Origin of the sequence: Pseudogemmobacter sp. W21_MBD1_M6 (assembly GCF_052119585.1) — a bacterium.
Taxonomy (GTDB): Bacteria; Pseudomonadota; Alphaproteobacteria; order Rhodobacterales; family Rhodobacteraceae; genus JBGQOJ01.
This window is the reverse complement of the sequence record NZ_JBGQOJ010000072.1, coordinates 1-1,287: the sequence shown is the minus strand read 5'-3', so window position 1 is coordinate 1,287 and position 1,287 is coordinate 1. Positions and strand designations below refer to the sequence as shown.

The 1,287-nt window shown below is 58.0% G+C and carries 1 protein-coding gene; it reads left to right on the top strand.

What is annotated here, in order from left to right:
• Positions 1 to 86 precede the first annotated feature (86 nt).
• A protein-coding gene (locus ACEN2R_RS20885; protein ID WP_442044868.1) for an IS3 family transposase occupies positions 87 to 1,225 on the top strand; the annotation gives its coding sequence in 2 pieces (ribosomal slippage) (positions 87 to 342 and positions 342 to 1,225; 1,140 coding nt in all).
• Positions 1,226 to 1,287: the final 62 nt, after the last annotated feature.

The window sequence follows — 1,287 nt, the reverse complement described above, 5'->3', positions numbered from 1 at the left end:
AAGAGGTGGTTCGGGAAAACTGAACAGGTGGGATAAGTGGATTTTCCGCGCAACAGCAGCATGATGCTGCGAGCGAGGAGATGACCATGACGAGACGACCGCGCCGGAACCACAGCCCGGCATTCAAGGCGAAAGTGGCTGTTGCCGCGATCAAAGGTGAAAAGACCCTGATCGAATTGGCGCAGGACTTTGATGTTCACCCCAACCAGATCAAGCAATGGCGTGACCAGTTGCTCGAAGGTGCGACCGGGGTATTTGGCGATGGGCCAAAAGCCGAAGCTGAACCGGCCATCGATGTGAAAACGCTGCATGCGAAGATAGGAGAGTTGGCGCTGGAGAACGATTTTTTGTCCGGCGCGCTCGGCAAGGCGGGTCTGTTGCCGAGCGCAAAACGATGATCGACAACAGCGCAAAGCTGAGCGTCAGCCGACAGGCCATTCTGCTGGGGATCAGCCGGGGCAGCGTCTACTACCAGCCCCGCCCGGTGTCGGATGCCGATCTGAAACTGATGCACCGGATCGACAAGCTGCACACGGCATTCCCCTTTGCGGGCAGCCGGATGCTGCAGGGTTTACTGGTGCAGGAGCGGTTCAAGGTGGGGCGATTGCATGCCGCCACACTGATGAAACGCATGGGGATCGAGGCACTCTATCGCAAACCGAACACCTCGAAACCGGCGCCTGGACACAAGATATACCCCTATCTGCTGCGAAAGCTGCCCGTGACGCGACCCAACCAGGTCTGGGCAATGGACATTACCTATATCCCCATGGCCCGTGGCTTCATCTATCTGGCCGCCGTGATGGATTGGTTTACCCGCCGGGTGCTGTCCTGGCGAGTGTCGATCACGCTAGAGGCAGACTTTTGCATAGAAGCTTTAGAAGAAGCACTGGCCCGTCACGGCAAGCCCGACATCTTCAACACCGATCAGGGCAGCCAGTTCACCTCGACCGAGTTCATCAAGGCGCTGGCGAGCCGGGAGATCAAGATCAGCATGGACGGAAAAGGGGCTTGGCGCGACAACGTCTTCGTCGAGCGGCTATGGAGAACCATCAAATATGAGGAGGTCTACCTGCACGCCTATGCCAACGTCCCGGAGGCACGCGCATCGATCGGGCGCTACATCGGCTTCTACAACGGGCGACGCCCACATTCATCGCTTGACGGCAAAACCCCGGATCAGGCTTACTTCAACCCGCTGACACCGGTATTGGTGGCAGCGTAACCAAGGCGGAAATCCACTTAAGGAACCCACGGAACCTGTTCAAACAAACCGAGCCACCTCTC